The 16842-nt window shown below is 65.1% G+C and carries 18 protein-coding genes; 11 read left to right on the forward strand and 7 right to left on the reverse strand.

Features of this window, described 5'->3' with window-relative positions; translation table 11 throughout:
- The first annotated feature begins 79 nt into the window (after positions 1-79).
- From CSC67_RS19220 to CSC67_RS19250, 7 genes are all read left to right on the forward strand, one after another.
- Positions 80-1288: a porin gene (locus CSC67_RS19220; protein WP_118996078.1), complete on the forward strand. Its 1209-nt coding sequence runs from the start codon at positions 80-82 to the stop codon at positions 1286-1288.
- Between the two features lie 44 nt (positions 1289-1332).
- The gene (locus CSC67_RS19225; RefSeq protein ID WP_342447680.1) at positions 1333-2418 is read left to right on the forward strand and encodes an ABC transporter substrate-binding protein; all 1086 of its coding nucleotides are present in this window, start codon (positions 1333-1335) and stop codon (positions 2416-2418) included.
- A 28-nt stretch (positions 2419-2446) separates the two neighbouring features.
- On the forward strand, positions 2447-3559 hold the full coding sequence (locus CSC67_RS19230; RefSeq protein WP_245220300.1) for an ABC transporter substrate-binding protein: 1113 nt from the start codon (positions 2447-2449) through the stop codon (positions 3557-3559).
- Positions 3560-3585: 26 nt separating this feature from the next.
- On the forward strand, positions 3586-4140 hold the full coding sequence (locus tag CSC67_RS19235; protein WP_118996080.1) for a cupin domain-containing protein: 555 nt from the start codon (positions 3586-3588) through the stop codon (positions 4138-4140).
- A 52-nt stretch (positions 4141-4192) separates the two neighbouring features.
- The gene (locus tag CSC67_RS19240; RefSeq protein WP_118996081.1) at positions 4193-4807 is read left to right on the forward strand and encodes a cupin domain-containing protein; all 615 of its coding nucleotides are present in this window, start codon (positions 4193-4195) and stop codon (positions 4805-4807) included.
- A gap of 259 nt (positions 4808-5066) precedes the next feature.
- The gene (locus CSC67_RS19245) at positions 5067-6110 is read left to right on the forward strand and encodes an ABC transporter substrate-binding protein (RefSeq protein WP_118996082.1); all 1044 of its coding nucleotides are present in this window, start codon (positions 5067-5069) and stop codon (positions 6108-6110) included.
- Positions 6111-6188: 78 nt separating this feature from the next.
- Positions 6189-7445 (forward strand): MFS transporter, encoded by a 1257-nt coding sequence (locus CSC67_RS19250; protein WP_118996083.1) that lies wholly within the window; start codon positions 6189-6191, stop codon positions 7443-7445.
- A gap of 30 nt (positions 7446-7475) precedes the next feature.
- Here the strand turns inward: CSC67_RS19250 and lipB are convergent, their stop codons facing one another.
- The 5 genes from lipB to CSC67_RS19275 all read right to left on the reverse strand — a co-directional run bounded on the left by lipB (position 7476) and on the right by CSC67_RS19275 (position 11327).
- On the reverse strand, positions 7476-8126 hold the full coding sequence (gene lipB, locus CSC67_RS19255) for a lipoyl(octanoyl) transferase LipB (RefSeq protein WP_118996084.1): 651 nt from the start codon (positions 8124-8126) through the stop codon (positions 7476-7478).
- Positions 8126-8413, reverse strand: a complete 288-nt coding sequence (locus CSC67_RS19260) for a DUF493 family protein (RefSeq protein WP_118996085.1) — start codon at positions 8411-8413, stop codon at positions 8126-8128. The genes lipB and CSC67_RS19260 overlap by 1 nt, the downstream gene beginning before the upstream one ends.
- Before the next feature lie 6 nt (positions 8414-8419).
- On the reverse strand, positions 8420-9277 hold the full coding sequence (locus CSC67_RS19265) for a D-amino acid aminotransferase (RefSeq protein WP_118996086.1): 858 nt from the start codon (positions 9275-9277) through the stop codon (positions 8420-8422).
- Between the two features lie 48 nt (positions 9278-9325).
- Positions 9326-10552 carry a D-alanyl-D-alanine carboxypeptidase family protein gene (locus CSC67_RS19270; RefSeq protein ID WP_245220301.1) on the reverse strand — a complete coding sequence of 409 codons (1227 nt, stop codon included), beginning with the start codon at positions 10550-10552 and terminating at the stop codon, positions 9326-9328.
- 124 nt (positions 10553-10676) lie between these two features.
- Positions 10677-11327, reverse strand: coding sequence for an alpha/beta hydrolase (locus CSC67_RS19275; RefSeq protein ID WP_118996126.1), 651 nt, complete (start codon positions 11325-11327; stop codon positions 10677-10679).
- A gap of 139 nt (positions 11328-11466) precedes the next feature.
- Between CSC67_RS19275 and CSC67_RS19280 the strand changes: the two genes are divergently transcribed.
- The 4 genes from CSC67_RS19280 (at position 11467) to galU (ending at position 14355) form a co-directional block, all read left to right on the forward strand.
- Entirely contained in the window at positions 11467-12318 is an 852-nt protein-coding gene (locus tag CSC67_RS19280) for a biotin--[acetyl-CoA-carboxylase] ligase (protein ID WP_245220302.1), read from the forward strand.
- A complete protein-coding gene (locus CSC67_RS19285; RefSeq protein WP_118996089.1) occupies positions 12315-13193 on the forward strand; it encodes a type III pantothenate kinase in 879 nt (292 codons plus the stop codon). The genes CSC67_RS19280 and CSC67_RS19285 overlap by 4 nt, the downstream gene beginning before the upstream one ends.
- A gap of 25 nt (positions 13194-13218) precedes the next feature.
- Positions 13219-13395, forward strand: a complete 177-nt coding sequence (locus CSC67_RS21405; RefSeq protein WP_167752969.1) for a hypothetical protein — start codon at positions 13219-13221, stop codon at positions 13393-13395.
- Between the two features lie 129 nt (positions 13396-13524).
- Entirely contained in the window at positions 13525-14355 is an 831-nt protein-coding gene (gene galU / locus CSC67_RS19290; RefSeq protein WP_118996090.1) for a UTP--glucose-1-phosphate uridylyltransferase GalU, read from the forward strand.
- Between the two features lie 76 nt (positions 14356-14431).
- Here galU and CSC67_RS19295 read toward each other — a convergent pair whose 3' ends face one another.
- A complete protein-coding gene (locus CSC67_RS19295) occupies positions 14432-15757 on the reverse strand; it encodes a 3-deoxy-D-manno-octulosonic acid transferase (RefSeq protein ID WP_118996091.1) in 1326 nt (441 codons plus the stop codon).
- The gene (gene waaC, locus CSC67_RS19300) at positions 15754-16761 is read right to left on the reverse strand and encodes a lipopolysaccharide heptosyltransferase I (RefSeq protein WP_118996092.1); all 1008 of its coding nucleotides are present in this window, start codon (positions 16759-16761) and stop codon (positions 15754-15756) included. The genes CSC67_RS19295 and waaC overlap by 4 nt, the downstream gene beginning before the upstream one ends.
- Between the last annotated feature and the right edge of the window lie 81 nt (positions 16762-16842).

The raw sequence follows: 16842 nt of genomic DNA on the forward strand, positions 1-16842 counted from the left end.
GATGTTCCGCATAAAGATACTCAACTATTGCTCATCTAGCGGACGTCGATCCGACTCTACAATTCAGGGGGAGACAAAAATGAAGCACGTGAAGAAGGCAGGACTGGTCGCGGTCGCCGCGGCCCTGGGGCTGCCTTGGGCCGTCCAGGCCGAAACCAGCGTCACCATGTACGGCAAGCTGTATCCCGAGATCGTCTATGGCAAGGTCAGCGGCGCCAGCGACGCGGGCACCAGCTCGCTCAGCAATCAGACCCGCCTGCCCAATGCCGACTACAGCGGCACGGGCATGGCATCCAGCAACTCCAAATTCGGCCTGAAGGGCTCGGAAGACCTGGGCGGCAACCTCAAGGCGATTTTCCAGCTGGAGATGAACGTCGGCGTCCACGACGGCAGCGGCGGTTCGAGTTCGTCGATGTGGAACCGCAATACGTTCGTCGGCCTGAAGGGCGACCTGGGCACCATCAAGTTCGGCCAGATGGACACGCCGTACAAGGAAGTGGGAGACACCTTGAGTTTCCTGGGCGTGTCGAGCGGCAATTTCGTGGCCAACAGCACCATCTTGTCCAAGCACGCCTTCGGAACCAGTTCGGCGTCCAGCTTCCACCTGCGTCGCAGCAACGCCATCACCTACGAATCGCCCAAGCTCAACGGCTTCCAGTTCCTGGCGCAGTACTCCAAGAACACCCCCGACTTCACGGCGGACGATCCCAAGCCATGGGTGTTCTCCACCGGCGTTCTCTATGAACAGGGGCCCCTGTACCTGGCATTGGCCTATGAGTATCACAAGGACCTGTATGGCGGATCGCGCAATATGCCCACGGCGGCTCAGCGCGACCTGGCGGGCAAAGAGGCCAAGGACTCGGCGGTGCGCCTGACGGCGGGCTATCGCTTTACCAAAAACACCCGGGCCGAGGCCAACTTCGCTCACCTCAGGCTGAAGGAGTCGGGCGGACCGGCCGGCGACTTCGAAAGCTACCGGCACAACACCTGGTCGCTGAACGTGCAGCACAAGATAGGCGCCACCACGCTTCAGGCGTCGTATGCCCAGGCGACGGCGGGTTCCTGCACGCTGGTGGGCGACGTGGAATGCAGCACCTCGGGCCTGCAGGGCCGGCAGTTCAACATCGGCGCGTCCTATGCATTGTCCAAGCGCACCTATCTGTTCGCCATCGCATCGAAGCTGATCAACGGCGAGTCGGCGCGATTCAACAACCTGAGCCTGGATGGGGACATCAGCCCGGGGGCGGACATCACCCAGGTCGCCGTGGGCCTGGCCCACAGCTTCTGACCGGCCGGCCGGACCGCAATCCATACCTATAGGACGGATGAGCCATGGACCATCAATCCGGTAGCAAAAACTCGCGCCCCGGACCGCGCCGCGAGTTCATCGGAACCTTGTTGTCGGTATGCCTGGCGGCGGGCCTGGGCGCGGCGCCGGCCGCCATGGCCCAGCCGTCCGGCATGGCCGGCTACACCGGCCCGGATCGCCAGCAGAAACTGGAAGAGGCCGCTCGCAAGGAGGACGGGCTGCTGATCTACACTTCCGCCACGGTCGAGGACATGACCGTGCTGATCGATGCATTCGAGAAGAAGTACGGCATCAAGGCCAGGCTCTGGCGCGCGGGAGGCGAGAAGGTCACCCAGCGCACGCTCACCGAGGCGCGCGCCGGCCGCAACGAGGTGGACATCATCGAAACCGATGGAATAGAGCTGGAGGCTTTGCACCGCGAGGGCGCGCTGCAGCCGGTCAAGTCGCCCTATCAGGCCGAGCTGATGGAGGGCGCGGTGCGCCCGCACGGGGACTGGACCGCGACCCGCCTGAACGTCTTCGCCATGGCCTACAACACCAATCTCGTCAAGAAGGAGGAGTTGCCCAGGACATACGAAGACCTGCTCGACCCGCGCTGGAAGGGGAGGCTGGGCATCGAGGCCGAAGACCTGGACTGGTTCGCGACGGTGAACGCCGAGCTGGGCGAAGAGAAAGGACTGAAGCTGTTCCGCGACATGGTCGAGAAGAACGGCATATCGGTGCGCAAGGGTCATACCCTACTGACCAACCTGGTCGCATCGGGCGAAGTGCCCCTGGCCTTGACGGTCTACAACTACAAGGCCGAGCAGCTCAAGAACAAGGGCGCGCCGCTCGACTGGTTCACCATCGACCCGGCCATCGTCCGGGCCAACGGCGTTGCGCTGGCCAAGGGCGCGCCCCATCCCAATGCGGCGCTGCTGTTCTTCGACTTTCTGTTGACCGACGGCCAGCAAATCCTTCTTGAGCGCGACTTCGTCACCACCAGCAAGAAGGCGCAGTCCAAACTCAACCGCATGCCGCTCAAATTCGTAGACCCGGCGGTGGTCCTGGACGAGAATGCGAAATGGGCCGGGCTTTACGAAGACATCTTCACCAAGCGATCAAAGTAAATCTTTTTATATTTTGTTGGAAGACATCATGACTATAAAATCGACTCCCTTCACTCATCCCGGGCCTGCGACCGGCGCCGGCCGGCGCCACGCTCTCAAGGCCCTCTCGGCTTCTCTGCTGCTGGGCGCCGCCTTGTCGATGGGGGCGGCGGGCGCCTGGGCGCAGGAATCGACCCAGCAGACGGCCGCGGGCTATGCCGGCTCGGATCGCGAACAGTTCCTGGCCAAGGGCGCCAAAGAAGAAGGCCAGCTGATGATCTACACCTCGGCGCCCGTCGACGACATGACCGCGCTGGCCAAGGCGTTCGAAGACAAATACGGCATCCGGGTGCGGATGTGGCGGGCGGGGTCCGAGAAGGTGCTGCAGCGCACCGTCACCGAAGGCAATGCGGGGCGTTTCGATGTGGACATCGTCGAGACGAACGGCCCCGAACTCGAAGCCCTGCATCGCGAAGGGCTGCTTCAGGAGGTCAAGTCGCCCTATCTGGCAGATCTGATTCCCGAAGCCATCATGCCTCATAAGGAATGGATCAGCACCCGCCTGAACATCTTTGCGGCCGCCTACAACACCAACCTCATCAAGAAAGAGGAAGTGCCCAAGTCGTACGAAGAACTGCTCGATCCCAAGTGGAAGGGCAAGCTGGGCATCGAGGCCGAGGACGCCGACTGGTTCGCCGGCGTGGTCAAGAACATGGGCGAAGAGAAGGGCGTGCAGCTGTTCCGCGACATCGTCGAGAAGAACGGCATCTCGGTGCGCAAGGGCCATACCTTGCTGACCAATCTGGTCGCGTCGGGTGAGGTGCCCATGGCCTTGACTGTCTACAACTACAAGGCCGAGCAGCTCAAGAACAAGGGCGCGCCGCTCGACTGGTTCACCTTCGACCCGGCCATCGCCCGCCCCAACGGAGTGGCCATGACCAAGAAGGCGCCCCACCCGCATGCGGCGGCCTTGTTCGTGGATTTCATGCTGAGCGATGCGCAGCAGATCCTGCTGGAGCGCGACTTCGTTCCCACCAGCGAGAAGGTCGACACCGCCCTGAACGACATGCCGATCAAGTTCGTCGATCCCAGCGTCATCCTGGACGAAAACCAGAAGTGGACGGGCTTGTACGAAGAAATCTTCACACGGCAATCCAAGTGAGCCACGATTTTTTATAAGGAAGCATCATGGGAAAGGAATCTCACTACAACAGCAAGCGCGACCGCGTGTTCCTGCGCGCCATCGCCGGTCCCTACAACCTCAAGGACGAACTCAATCGCCTGCGGGCCATGCCCCGGGTGATCAAGGGACGCGAACTCCTGTTCAACGACGGCCCGCAGTCCTTCAGCAAACACTTCGTCGAGCCCGAGGACGGCCTGACCCAGACCCTGCACATCCATCTGGAAGAATACGCGCCCGGCGGCCGCACCCAGAAGCACGGCCACGTGAACGAGGCAGCCTTCTACATTCTGGATGGGGTCGGCTACGAGATCCACGACGGCATCCGCTACGACTGGAAGGCGGGCGACGTGGCCATCGTGCACAACAACTGCGTGCACCAGCACTTCAACGCCGACCCCGAGAAGCCGGCGCGCGCCCTGGTCATGAAGCCCAAGCCGATGATGATGTTCATGAACCTGCTGTTCCAGAAGCAGGTGATACCGCGCCCGACCGAGCCCGCTCCCGGCGCCGAGGGCTACGAGCCGCGCCACTTCGAGGAAAACTACAACCATCCGGACTGAGCGTCCCGGCCGGTTTTCCAATCGTCTACATCAAGTCAAAGGAGCAAAGCACATGGCATGGGGAGAATCGAAGGCGTGGTTGGCCGGAGCGCTGAACCAGGGACTTTATCAAGAGCTGCTGGAGGACGCGGCGCAGCTTCCATCGCTGCAGTCCAAGCGCAAGAAGGTGGTGCATCCGGAGGAGATGCCCTGGGAGATGTCGCGCCAGGGGCTGCTCAAGCATCTGCTGAACGAGAAGATGAACACGCGCATGGAGTCGGTGGACGTGTACATGCAGCTGATTCCGCCGGGCAGCCGCTCGGGCAAGCACCGGCACCTGGCCGAGGAGTGCCTGTACGTGCTGGAGGGCCGGGGCTACGACCTGCACCAGGATTGCGACGTGGAGATCACCGATACGTACCACTGGAAGGCGCAGGATGAGGTCAAGCGCTACGAGTGGGAGGCCGGGGACGTGATCTACATTCCGCCCAACACGATCCACCAGCACTTCAATGCGGACCCGGACCGTCCGGTGCGTCTGATTTCGGCGATCAACCGGATCTACGAGAAGTTCGGCCTGAACGATCTGGAGCAGCTCGAGGATGCGCCCGAGTACGAGCCGGGGCTGGTGCTGACGGCCGAGCTGGTCGAGCAGTACATGAAAAAGAAAACCACCCAGACCGCGTAGAGCCCCCGGGTGGAAAACCACCCGCTGAGCCCGTGAGGACGGGCTCTCCGACGAAGCACGAAGGGGCTGACAAGCTCGGTCCTTTCATGCTAATTTATCCAATATAAAGAACATCGTTCTTTATAACAGAACAATAATCGTAGCCAGCGGACGGGCGGACACGCCCGAAGCGCGCGGGTCTCAGGCGCCGTGCCGTCGCATCGACGGCATGCCCCGGCCCGCGGCTCTAGCCCGCCAGCGGATACGAGAAGGAGCAGACATGAGCAGTTTCGATTTCACACGCTGTCTGGCCGCCGCGCTGATGTCGGTGGCGCTGGCCGCGCCGGCTTTTGCCCAGCCCTTGCTTGAATACCAGGGTGCCGACCGTAGCGAAAAAATCGTCCAGGCGGCCAAGGAAGAAGGCGAACTCACCTTGTATACGTCCATCGCCGAAAAAGACATTCCCCCGCTGATCAAGCCGTTCGAAGAAAAGTACGGCATCAAGGTCAAGATATGGCGCGCGGGCACCGACAAGGTCTTGCAGCGCACCCTTACCGAGGCCCAGGCCGGCCGGCACGACGTCGACGCCATCCATATCAGTGCACCCGAAATGGAGGCCCTGAGCCAGGAAAAAGTGCTGCAGCCCGTCAAATCTCCCTTGTTTGGACAATTGCTGCCCAAGGCCGTGCCCGACCATCGCGAATGGGCGGCCACCATGCTGACGGTGTTCGTACAGGCCTACAACACCGACCGCATCAAGAAAGAAGACCTGCCCCAAAGCTTTGAAGACCTGAAAGACCCCAAGTGGAAGGGCAAGCTGGGCATCGAGACCGAGGACTTCGACTGGTTCGCCGCCGTGGTCACCGCCCTGGGCGAAGAAAAAGGCGTGCAGCTGTTTCGCGACATCGTGGCCACCAACGGCATTTCGGTGCGCAAGGGGCACTCGCTGCTGACCAATATGGTGGTCGCGGGTGAAGTGCCCCTGGGGCTTACCGTGTACAACTACATGCCCGAGGCCGCCAAGGAGCGCGGCGCCCCCATAGACTGGTTCACGATCGATCCCGTCGTGGCCCGCGCCAATGGCATAGGCATTACCCGCAACGCCAAGCACCCCAATGCCGCGCTGCTGTTCTACGACTACATGCTCTCCCAGGACGCGCAGCGCATCCTGGCTTCACTGAGCTACGTGCCGTCCAGCACCCAGGTCGAATCACCCCTGAAGGGCATGGAGCTTACGCTGATCGACCCCGAAGTATCGCTGAGCGGCATGGCCAAATGGAGCCAGCTGTATGACCAGGTCATCGTGAGCCAGGGGCGCCGATGAAGGAAGCACGCGGGCTCCGGGCCGCCGGACCGGAACCCCGCGCGGTATAGAGACACAACCTCCCTGCAAGGAAACGCCATGAGCACTGCCGCCATCACACCCGAAGCGCCACCCCGGAAATCGTTCCGGGACGTATGGCTCATTACCGTGGGCCACGCGCTGACGCACTGGTATCCGGCCACGTTCTACCTGATCCTGCCCCTGATCGGCGCCGAACTGGGTCTCAGCTACGGGCAGATCGGCTTCATCATGACCTGCCAGTACGTGGCGGGCGCCCTGTCCAATGTGCCGGGCGGAATGCTGGTCGATACGGTGGGCAAGAAGGGGCTGCTGATGGCCCTGTCCCTGATGTGGGTGGGCGTGCCCTACCTGCTCATGGGCTTTGCCCATAACTACATCATGCTGCTGATCTGCATTTCGATGGTCGGCATCGGCAACAACCTCTGGCACCCCACCGCCATTCCCACGCTGGCCCAGCGCTATCCGGAAAAGAAAGGCCTGGTGCTGTCGGTGCACGGCATGGGCGGCAACGCGGGCGATGCCATCGCGCCCCTCGTCATAGGCGCCCTGCTCGTCACCTTCACATGGCGCGAAATCGTGGTGCTCAACGTGGTTCCGGGCGCGATCATGGCGGTGCTCATTCTGGTGAGCATGGGCGCTCTGCGCATGGGTTCGCGCAAGAAGAAGGCCCCCGCGGCGGCCGAAGAGGCGAGCCAAAGCCTCAAGGAATACGGCACGGGGTTCAAGAGCCTGGTGCGCAACCGCATCATGATCCTGCTCGCGGTCAGCTCGGCCTTCCGCTCCATGACCCAGACCACGCTGCTCACCTTTCTGCCCGTCTACCTGGCGCACAAGATGGGCTATTCGCCTTTCTGGGTAGGCGCCTGCCTGTTCACGCTGCAGGCTGCGGGCTTTCTGGCGGCGCCGGTGGCCGGCCACCTGTCGGACAAGATGGGCCGCCGCCGCATCGTCATGAGCAGCATGGGCATGACGGCGGTGGTGCTGGTCTTCATGGTGCTGGCCGGCCAGTCCAACCTGTTCATCCTGTTCATCGCCCTGCTGGGCTTCTTCCTGTACGCCATCAGGCCCGTTCTGCAGGCATGGCTGCTCGATTCGACCCCCAAGAACATGGGCGGCACCAGTATCGGCTTCCTGTTCGGCACCCAGGCCGTGGGGTCGTCCATCGGGCCGGTGATAGGCGGCCTGATCGCCGACACCTATGGCCTGATGGCGACCTTTACCTTCCTGGCCTTTACCATCGTCGTGGCCAATCTGTTCATATTCTTCGTGCCCGTGCCCGTGCCCGAGCGCGGCCGGGGCGCGGCGGCCCAATGAACACACAGCGCCGCTGCGGCGGCGTCGGATTCAATGCTTTGGCGCCGGCGTCAGGTCATCGACCAGGCGCCGGGCGAGCGCTTCTCCCGCTTGCTGCACCGTGGTGCGCACGCCCTGCTCGGCCAGGTCGGTGGTGCGCAGGCCTTCGTAGCCGCAGGGGTTGATGCCCAGGAAGGGCGTCAGATCCATGTCGACGTTCAGGGCGATGCCGTGATAGGCGCAGCCGTTGCGCACCTTGATGCCCAGGGCGGCGATCTTGGCCAGTTCGGCCGTGTCGGAGGGCGCGCCCACGGGCACATAGACGCCCGGCGCGCCCGGCTTGCGGCAGGCGCCGTCCAGGCCCAGGTCGCGCAGCAGCCCGATGACGGTGTCCTCCAGCAAGGCGACGTATTCCTTCACGTACAAGCCGGCACGGCGCAGGTCGACGAGGCAGTACGCCACGACCTGGCCCGGCCCGTGATAGGTGACCTGTCCGCCCCGGTTGGAGCGGACGACGGGAATCGCGCCGCTGTTCAAAATGTGTTCGGGCTTGCCGGCCTGGCCCAGCGTGTAGACGGGCTCGTGCTCGACCAGCCAGATTTCATCAGGCGTATCGGGGCCCCGATCTTCGGTGTAGCGCTGCATGGCCTGCCATACCTGCGGATAGGGAGCGGGCCGGGGCAGCCATTTGACGGCAATCATTACAGCACTATCGATACCAGGGGATGGCCGTGCAGGGCCCGGTACAGGTCGTCGAGCTGCTCGCGCGAGGTGGCGCGCACAGTAAAGGTCAGGCCGATGTAGTTGCCCTGTTTGCTGGCGCGCATCTCGACCGTGGCCGGATCGAAGCCGGGGTCGAAGCGCAGCACGACTTCCGTCAGGCGCTGGGCCAGCTCGGGATGGCTCTTGCCCATGACCTTGATGGGAAAGTCGCTGGGATACTCGATGAGGGATTCTTCGGGCGGAATGGGGGGCGGTGTGGTGACCATGTCGTTTCAACCCAGGATCTGGTCGTAGGCGGCGCGCAGTGCGGCATAAATGGGGCCCGGCTTGCCGTTTCCGACGGGATTGCCATCGTACTGGACGACGGGGAGCACCTCTTTGGTGGCGGACGACAGCATGATCTCGTCGGCCTGCGCCACTTCGGCCTGCGCAATCCGGCGCGATTCGAAGGGAATGCCGGCCTTGGCCGCCAGCTCTTCCAGGAAACGATAGCGTATGCCTTCGAGGATGAGGTTGTCCAGGGGGGGCGCCAGCAGGACGCCGTCGCGCGCGATCCAGACATTGCAGGACGCGCCCTCGGTCAGGAAGCCGTCGCGAAACTGCAGCACCTCGTCCACGCCGGCCTGGACGGCCTGCTGCTTGGCCAGCACGTTGCCCAGCAGCGAAACCGATTTGATCTCGCAGCGCAACCAGCGGATGTCGGGCACGGAAATGGCGGTGAGGCCCTGTTCGCGCATGCGCGCATCGGGGCGCGAAAACGGCGAAACCATGCAGAAGACCGTGGGTTGGGCGGTGTGGGGAAAAGCGTGGTCGCGCTTGGCCGGCCCGCGCGTGACCTGCAGGTAGACGGTGAAATGGCTATGGCCGCTGCGCGAGGCCATGCCGTGCACCAGCGCGCGCCAGTCGTCGCGGCTGTAGCCGGGATCGATGCCGATGCTGGCCAGGCTGCGTTCGAGCCGGGCCAGGTGCTCTTCCATGCGGAAGGGCTCGCCCCGGTAGAAGGGCACGACTTCGTAGATGCCGTCGCCGAAGATGAAGCCGCGGTCGAGCACGGACACTTTTGCGTCGGCCAGACGCAGATATTGGCCATTCAGATAGACGACGCTGTCGCCGTCGACGTCGGGAATCATGATGTAAGCCCTGGGCGCAAGAGGATGGATACGTGCCGTGGCAGCCGCTTATTGCAGCATGAGCCGGACCTTGTCGTACATGCGGCCGAAGAAGCCGGCCTGGGGCACGTCGTTCATCACGGCCAGAGGTTCCTGGCGCAGCACTTTGCCGTCGAGCGAGAGCGACACCGTGCCCACCTCGCTGCCCTTGGTCAGGGGAGCGACGAGAGGCTGGGTGTAGCGGGCGATGGGTTCGACTTCGGGGCCCTTGCCGCGCGGCACCGTGATCCAGATGGGCGTGGTCTGCCCGAGATCGACGGTTTCGGCCTCGCCTTCCCAGACCCGGGCCTGGACGGCGGGCTGGCCTTCGTCGAACAGCTTGATCGTGTCGAAGTTCTGGTAGCTCCAGTTGAGCAGCTTCAGGCTGGCCTCGGTGCGGGCGGCGTCGCTGTCGGCGCCCACCAGTACCGAGACGACGCGGCGGCCGTCGCGCAGGGCGGTGGAGACCAGGCAGTAGCCGGCCGACGAGGTGTGGCCGGTCTTGAGGCCGTCGACGGTGGGATCGGCCCACAGCAGCCGGTTGCGATTGGGCTGCTTGATCTTGTTGTAGGTGAATTCTTTCTGGCTGTAGTAGTGCAGGAACTCGGGAAAGTCGGAGACCAGGTTGGCGGCCAGGGTCGCCAGATCGCGCACCGTGGTCATGTGCTGGGGATCGGGCAGGCCCGGCGAGTTGGTGTAGTGCGTGTCGGCCAGCCCCTGGCGCTTGGCTTCTTCGTTCATGAGGGCGACGAAAGCGCCCTCGCTGCCGGCGACGGCCTCGGCCAGCGCGACGGTGGCGTCGTTGCCCGACTGCACGATGACGCCCTGCAGCAGCTCATCGACCTTGACGCGGGTATTGACGTTGATGAACATGCGCGAGCCTTCGGTGCGCCAGGCTTTTTCGGAGACGTTGACTTCCTGATCGAGCGACAGGCGGCCGTTCTTGATGGCGTCGAAGACGACGTAGGCGGACATCAGTTTGGTCAGGGAGGCGGGTTCGACTTTCTGGTCCGGGTTGTTTGCGCCGACGATCTGTCCGCTGTTGACGTCCAGGGTAAGCCAGGCCTTGGCCGGCACCGCGGGCGCCGGTATGGACGACAGTTCGCCGACTGCGACGACCTCGGCGGGCGCGGAGGCCGTCGCCGGCGCCGGCGCGTCGGCCTGGGCCGAGGCGAGCGCGGGGGCGCAAGCCAGTGCGATGCTCAGGGCCAGTTGTCGGGAAACTGCGGTCAATGGACGTAGCGGGGTAGGAGTCATTGATAGTCGTAGATCAAAAAGTCGGTGTTCAACACAAATTGCGCGTCGCGCTCCATTATAGGCAGACGGCCGTGCTTCGATGATATGCCTTGTGCGTGTTTCTCATGCGGCGGTCCCTTCGGCTTCAGCCTCGACAGGCGCCGAGCAGGGACAGCCGTTGCTGCACGAGCCGGCGCAACGTCAGAAGCTTGCCATGGAAGAAATGCGAGGCGTCGGGAATGACCACCATGGGCAGCTCGTGCTGCCGGGCGAAGCCCATGGCTTCGTCCAGCGGCACGACGTCGTCGGTTTCGCCGTGGATCAGCAGCGTGTCGTCCGGCAGTGCGATGTCGCGGAAGGTGAAGCGCTGCGCCGCCGTGCCCGCCAGTATCACCGCCTGGGGAAGGTGCTCTTGCAGGCCCGAATAGAGCTGTGCCGCGACGGCCGTGCCGAACGAGAAGCCGCCCAGCACCCAGGGGCCGGCGGCGACGTCGGGATGGCGTTGTGCGAACTGGGCGACCAGTTCGTGCATGTCGGCCGTTTCGCCCTTCGCATTGTCGAACTCGCCGTTGGACGCGCCGACGCCGCGAAAGTTCGGCCGCAGCGCCGCCAGGCCCTGCTGAACGCAGCTGCGCGAAATGGTCGTCACCACTTTGTTGTCGCGCGCGCCGCCGTGAAGGGGGTGGGGATGCAGCACCAGGGCCCAGCCTCTGGGCGTGCCTTCCGGCCAGTCGATGGCGCAATCGATGTCGCCGGCCAGGCCGGCGAAAGTGGTGTGTTCGGTGCGTGCGGACATGGATGCTGGGAAAATGGCGGATGGAATATTGTAGACCTTCACTACAATATGTCCTGATACAGACGGCCCTTCGGGCTTTTCCGCCTTGAACTCGACTCCTTCCGCCACCGCGTCGCCGATGCTGCCCCCGCCTTTGCCCATGGCAAACCGCTTGCGCTCGGCCTTGCCCGGCTTTTGCCACGTCGACTGGGTCGAGCGCACCGGCTCGACCAATGCCGATCTGCTGCAGCTGGCCCGCAGCGACAGCCAGCCGGCCCGCCCCTGGCTGCTGGGAGCCCATTTGCAGGACAGCGGACGCGGCCGCGCGGGCCGCACCTGGCAGAACCGGCCGGGCGCCAATCTGATGTTTTCCTGCGCCTTCGACGTCTTTCTCCCGCCGCGCTCCTTGCCGGCGCTGTCGCCCCTGGCGGGGGTGGCGGCCTGCGAGGCGCTGCGCAGCCTGCTCGAGCCGGACAACCAGCCGCTGTTGTCGCTGAAATGGCCCAACGATCTGCAATGGAGGTTTTCAAAGCTGGCCGGAATACTGGTCGAGGCCACCCGCTCGGGCGCCATACGGCAGTCGGCCGACCACCATGTCGTGATCATCGGCCTTGGATTGAACCTGCATGACGCGCGCGCCCTCAGCAGCTCGCTGAACCGTTCGGTGGCCGACTGGACCGAGATCATTGCCTGCGACGAGCGGGCCCGGCGCGCCGAGGCCCACGACATCGTGCTGACGATTGCGCGGGCCTGGTCGCAGGCGCTGACCCGCGTGGTGCGCGAGGGCTTCGCGGGCTTTCCCGAGCGCTATGCCTCGGTGGACCATTTGCTGGGCCAGCATATCGAGGTGCTCGACGACGGAAGGATCCTGCATGCGGGCATTGCCGGCGGCGTCGACGAGCACGGCCAGCTGCTGGTCAGGACGGCGGGGGATATCGTGCGGGTGTCGGTGGGAGAGGTCTCCGTGCGGCCGCTGCCCGTGGACCGCAGCCTTTATCCTCCGAAGTCATGATGCTTCTCGTCGACGCGGGCAATACGCGCATCAAGCTGGACTGGATGGACGCCGGGAGCCCGGCCCGGGCCCGTTGCGTCCATGCATTCACGCCCAATGATCTGGAGGCGGCCCGCGATTGGCTGGCGGCGCTGCCCGCGCGGCCTTCGCATGTGCTGGGCGTCAATGTCGCGGGCGAAGCGGTCGCGGCGATGCTCGAATCCCTGCTTCAGCGGCCTATAGAGTGGATCCAGGCGGGCGCATCGGCCATGGGCGTGCGCAACGGCTATCGCGATCCGGCTCAACTCGGCGCCGACCGCTGGGCCGCCATGCTGGGCCTGGCACGGCACGAGCGGGAACGCCGGTCGGCGGATTCAGGCAGCCCGGCGGGAAGCGCCATGGCGCCGCCGCGCGGACGGGCCTGCGCCTTGCTAGCGAACTTCGGCACGGCCACCACCATCGACACCTTGCAGCCGCTGTCGGCCGCATCGGTCCGAAGCGGCGCCGTGGACGAGGCCGCCTTCGAGTTTCCAGGCGGGCTGATACTGCCGGGGCCGGCCATGATGTTGTCGTCCCTGTCGGCGGGCACGGCCAACCTGCCCATGGGCGAAGGAGACGCCGCGCTGTACCCGACCCATACCCATCAGGCCATCGCCACGGGGGTGGCGGCGGCCCAGGCCGGCGCCGTGCTGCGCCAATGGATGGCGGGGCTCGAGCACAGCGGCGTGCCGCCCGAACTGTATGTCTCGGGGGGCGGCTGGCCGGCGGTGCGGGACGAGACCCTGCGCCTGCTGGCCCGTGCCCGCGCCGGCCTGGGCCTGCCGGAGCAGGCGGCCCGCTGGCTGGATGCGCCGGTGCTGGACGGCCTGGCCTGCCTGGCCTTTGCCAGGTCTTGACCATTGTGTTGAAGAGGTATCCATCATGCGCTTGCTGCTTTTACTGATCGTTGCCGTGAACGTGGGCCTGTTCGCCTACGGCCAGGGTTTTTTCGGCGTTCCGCCCAGCCAGGAGGGGCGCTCGCCGGCACGGCTGTCCCAGCTCAACGCCGAGCGCATCGTCCTGGGTGAACCGGTGCTGTCCGCTCATGACAGGCGTTAACAGGCCCTTGGGAAATCTGCAGCTATTCAGGCGCCGCATGCCTCGGCGGACTCGGGCGGCCCGCCCGGCCGCGCAGGTACAATCATGAGCGCCTTTCCCTCAAGTTTTTCTTCAATCGACCGCTAAGCTATGAAACCTATTCGCAAAGCTGTATTTCCCGTGGCGGGAATGGGCACGCGCTTTCTGCCGGCCACCAAGGCCATGCCCAAAGAGATGTTGCCTGTTTTCGACAAGCCGCTGATACAGTATGCGGTCGAGGAAGCCATTGCGGCCGGGGTGACCGACCTGATCTTCATCACGGGGCGCAACAAGCGTGCCATCGAAGACCACTTCGACAGCGCCCCCGAGCTCGAAGCCGATCTGGCCGCCAAGAACAAGACCGAGCTGCTGCACGCCGTGCAGAACGTGATCCCTTCGTACGTCAACTGCATCTATACGCGGCAGCCCGCGCCGCTTGGGTTGGGCCACGCCGTGCTGTGCGCGGCGCCCATCGTGGGCAATGAGCCTTTCGTGGTGATTCTGGCCGACGACCTGATCGACGCCCAGACGCCGGTCACCCGCCAGCTCGTCGAAGCCGCGCACCAGCAGAACGGCAGCGTCCTGGGCATCAACAATGTCGAGCGCAGCCAGACCAACAAGTACGGCATCATTTCCGGCCCCCGCGTCAACGACAAGACCAGCCGGGTCGAAGGCATCGTCGAGAAGCCCTTGCCCGAGGACGCCCCCAGCACGCTGGCGGTGGTCGGCCGCTATGTGCTCGAGCCCGAAATCTTCGAGCACCTGCGCCAGACCCAGGCCGGCGTGGGCGGCGAGATCCAGCTCACGGACGGCATCGCGGGCCTGCTCAAGGCGCGCGACGTATTCGGCTACGAATACGAAGGCATCCGCTACGATTGCGGCAGCAAAGAGGGCTTCTATCGGGCCACGCTCGAGCTGGGCCGCAAGTACCACGGCATGTAGGGTTTTTCGGAACCCGCCCCCCGGGTTCTTGAACGCGGGCCGCATGGCGCCCTTTGGTCCGGGCGCTTCAGGACGCCTACGCGGCTGCCAGCTCGTGCAGCCCGATGAGCACGCGCTCGACCGCGCCCGCATGTTGCTTGACCCAGCAGGCGCCCGCTTCTCCCATCCTGCCCAGCCGTTGCGGATCGTCCAGCAGCTGCAGCGCGAGCTGAACCGCGCTGGCGGCGTCGGGGGCGCGCAAGGCGGCGCCTTCCTGGATGGCATCGGCGGCGGCCTGCTCGAAGTTGCGCGTGTGCGGCCCCACGATGACGGGCAGCCCGACCGCGCAAGCCTCGATCAGATTCTGCCCGCCCAGGGGCGCAAAGCTGCCGGCGACGATGGCGATCTGGCTGGCGGCGTAGTAGCGCGTCATTTCGCCTATGCTGTCTCCCAGCAGCACCGCCGCGGTGGCGCAGGCCTTGATGTTGCGCGAGGCCGTGCCGTCGCCGCTGGCGAACTGGCTGCGGCGCACGAATGGAATGCCGGCCTTGGCAAGCAGGGCGGCCGCTTCATCGAAACGCTGGGGGTGGCGCGGGATCAGGCAGAACAGGACTTCATCGGACAGATGATTGCCCAGGGCCGCCGCGCGCTTGAGCTGCTGCGCGATGGCATTGACGAAGAGCTCGTCCTCGCCCTCGCGCGTGCTGGCGATGGTGAGCATCTTGCGCGGCAGGGCGGCGGCGAAAGCCTTGCCGCGCGCTACTTCCTCCGCCGGCGGCGAGACGTCGAATTTGAAATTGCCCGATACCCGCACGGCGACGGCGCCCGCCTGTTCCAGGCGCTGCGCGTCCTGCAGGGTCTGGGCGTAGACGGCCTGCAGGCTTTCGTAGGCCTCGCGCATGACCCGGCCGGCGCGCAGGCTCTGGCGCAGGGAGTGATCCGAGAAGCGGGCGCTGGCCAGGACCATGGGTATGCCCATGCGGCGCGCCGTGGCGATGATGTTGGGCCAGACTTCGCGCTCGATCATGACCCCCATGTAGGGCCTGTAATGAGCGAGAAAGCGCTGCACGCTGCCGGGAAAGTCGTAGGGCAGCCATTCCTGGACGAGGCGGCCCTCGGCGACGGCCTGGGCGAACATGCGTCCGGCTTCCGCGCGGCCGGTGGCCGTCATGTGGGTGAGCAGGACGATGCGCCCTTCGTCGAGCAGGGCCTGTATCAGCGGCTGGGCGGCGCGCGTTTCGCCCAGGCTTACGGCGTGGACCCAAACCGGCCGGCGCTGGGGCGCGGCCTTGGCGTAGCGTCCGAAGCGCGGGCCCGACATGACTTCCCATCGGCCGCCGGCGCGCCGGGCGCGCAGGCCCATCCAGACGAGCAGCGCAGGTGCCAGCAGGGTGACGCAGGCGGTGTAGGCGAAGCGATTCACGTCGACAGGCCCTGGCCGGCGGAGGACTGCCCGGTGAGCGGAGCCGGCTTGCTGTAGTCGAGCGCCTGTTCGACGGCGCTGAGGACGGTTTGCGCCGAGGGGGCGTTGCCCCGCTCGCCCAGGCTGGCCGTATAGGCTGCGCCCTGCAGCGGCGTGCGCACCGGGGTAGAGGCTTTGTAGATGCCGATGGTCGGCCGGCCCAGGCCCGCCGAAAGATGGGTGAGGCCGCTGTCCAGCCCCACCATGATGCGGGCGCGGGCCACGACCCTGGCGATGTCGGTCAGGTTCATGCGCGGCAGCACCTCGGCGCCATGCCGGCCGGCGATCAAGGCCTGGCCGCGGGCGGCCTCGGCCTCGTTGCCGGCGAGCAGCTTCAGATCGAGCCCGTGCTCCTGCAGCCGGTCGAATACGGCGTGCCAGTCTTCGGCCGGCCAGAGTTTGTCCGGCCGGCTGGCCGAGGGCATGATGATGGCGTAGGGTTCGATGGGCTGTCCGTCGGTGAAGGCCTGCAGGCCGAAATCGGGCGGCCCCTCGTACTGGTAGCCGAAGGTCGCGGCGGCCAGTTCGCGCTGGCGCGTGACGGCCGGCTGCCAGAACTTGACCGTATGCTTGACGTCGTAGAAAAACGACGCCAGCGGTTCGCGCGCCGACTTGCGGTCCAGGCCATGGCGCAGGCCGCGGGTCTGACGCACCACCCACACGGATTTCATCAGTGCTTGCATGTCCAGCACGACGTCGTATTGGCGCGATCTGAGGGTTTCGCGCAGCGCCGCCCGCTCGTTGCGCGACTGGCGCGACCACCAGTGCTTGCGCCAGCGGCGGTGCGCCACCGTGATCACCTCGTTGACGGCGGGGTGCCAGGCGGGGATCTCGGCGAAATTCTCTTCGACCACCCAGTCGATGCGCGCATGCGGAACGTGCCGCGCGATATCCGAAATGGCCGGCAGCATGTGGACGAGATCGCCCAGCGAGGATGATCGAACGATGAGGATTTTCGTTGTCATGGCGCGATTATAAAGAGAACGGCCCGGACGGGCCGATGCCGGAATAAACCGGAGCCGCCGGGGCGGTACACTGCGGGTCTG

The organism is Pusillimonas caeni (assembly GCF_003545815.1).
GTDB lineage: Bacteria > Pseudomonadota > Gammaproteobacteria > Burkholderiales > Burkholderiaceae_B > Pusillimonas > Pusillimonas caeni.